Source organism: Streptomyces albidochromogenes (assembly GCF_005981925.1).
GTDB classification, from domain to species: Bacteria; Actinomycetota; Actinomycetes; order Streptomycetales; family Streptomycetaceae; genus Streptomyces; species Streptomyces albidochromogenes.
This window is the reverse complement of the sequence record NZ_VBVX01000616.1, coordinates 1-1372: the sequence shown is the minus strand read 5'-3', so window position 1 is coordinate 1372 and position 1372 is coordinate 1. Positions and strand designations below refer to the sequence as shown.

Sequence of the window (1372 nt, the reverse complement as noted above, 5' to 3'; positions counted from 1 at the left end):
CCCCCCGACCGCCCGCCGCGAGCCGGGCCCGCACACCACACCGTTCGGCACGGTTCACCTCCCGTTCACTCGCCCCCGTCGACGGCTTCACCTGTTCTGCCTAATTTCGGACGTACACAGTGCGAGGCACATCGCGAGACACCCGCCCCCCTGTGTAGCTGGAAACCCGAGAACTCCACCTCTTCGCACGCCGCCACCACACGGGACCGGCGGCTCCTGGAAGGAACCCCCGAAAGTGAAGCTTCAGCGCAAGAACCGGCTTCGCGCCACCGCGCTCGGCGCCCTCGCCGTCTCCGGCGCCCTGGTCCTCACGGCGTGCGGCTCGGACGACAACAGCGGCTCCACCGGTGGCTCCGGCGAGACGAAGGCCGCCAGCAACATCAAGTGCGACGACGCCAAGGGCCAGCTCCGCGCGGCCGGCTCGACGGCCCAGAAGAACGCCATCGACCTGTGGGTCAAGAACTTCCAGGCCGCCTGTGAGGGCGTCGAGATCAACTACCAGGCCATCGGTTCCGGCGGCGGCATCACCAACTTCACCCAGGGCCGCGTCGCGTTCGCCGGTTCCGACTCCGCGCTCAAGCCGGAGGAGGTCGCCGAGTCGAAGAAGATCTGCAAGACCGGCCAGGGCATCAACCTGCCGATGGTCGGCGGCCCCGTCGCCATCGGTTACAACCTGGAGGGCGTCGACGACCTCGTGCTCGACGCCAAGACGCTGGCGCAGATCTTCGACTCGAAGATCACGAAGTGGAACGACAAGGCGATCGCCAAGCTGAACCCCGACGCCAAGCTCCCGAGCACCACCATCCAGGCGTTCCACCGCTCGGACGAGTCGGGTACGACGCAGAACCTGGGCAAGTACCTCAACACCGCCGCCGCGAGCGACTGGAAGTACGACCCGAAGTCGAAGTCGTGGCCCGCCAAGGGCGGCCAGGCCGCCAACGGCTCCTCCGGCGTCGTCTCCAACGTCAAGGACACCAACGGCGCGATCGGCTACTTCGAGCTGTCGTACGCGACCGCCAACAAGCTGAACACCGTCAAGATCAACACCGGTGCCGCGGCCCCGGTCGAGGCCACCACGGAGAACGCCTCCAAGGCCATCGCCGCCGCCAAGGTCACCGGCAAGGGCAAGGACCTGGCCCTCTCGCTCGACTACGCCACCAAGGCCGAGGGCGCCTACCCGATCGTCCTGGTGACGTACGAGATCGCCTGCGACAAGGGCAACAACAAGGAGACCCTGCCCGCCCTCAAGGCCTTCCTGAACTACACCGTCAGCGAGGACGGCCAGAAGGTCCTGGCGGACGCCGACTACGCGCCGCTGCCCGCCGAGATCGCGGCCAAGGTCCGCGAGATCGTCCCCACCCTCTCCTGACCC

1 protein-coding gene is annotated in these 1372 nt (G+C 67.6%); it reads left to right on the top strand.

Translation table 11 applies throughout. The annotated features are described in order from the left end of the window. Positions 1-235: 235 nt before the first annotated feature. The gene (pstS, locus tag E2E34_RS34320; protein WP_138905718.1) at positions 236-1369 is read left to right on the top strand and encodes a phosphate ABC transporter substrate-binding protein PstS; all 1134 of its coding nucleotides are present in this window, start codon (positions 236-238) and stop codon (positions 1367-1369) included. Positions 1370-1372: the final 3 nt, after the last annotated feature.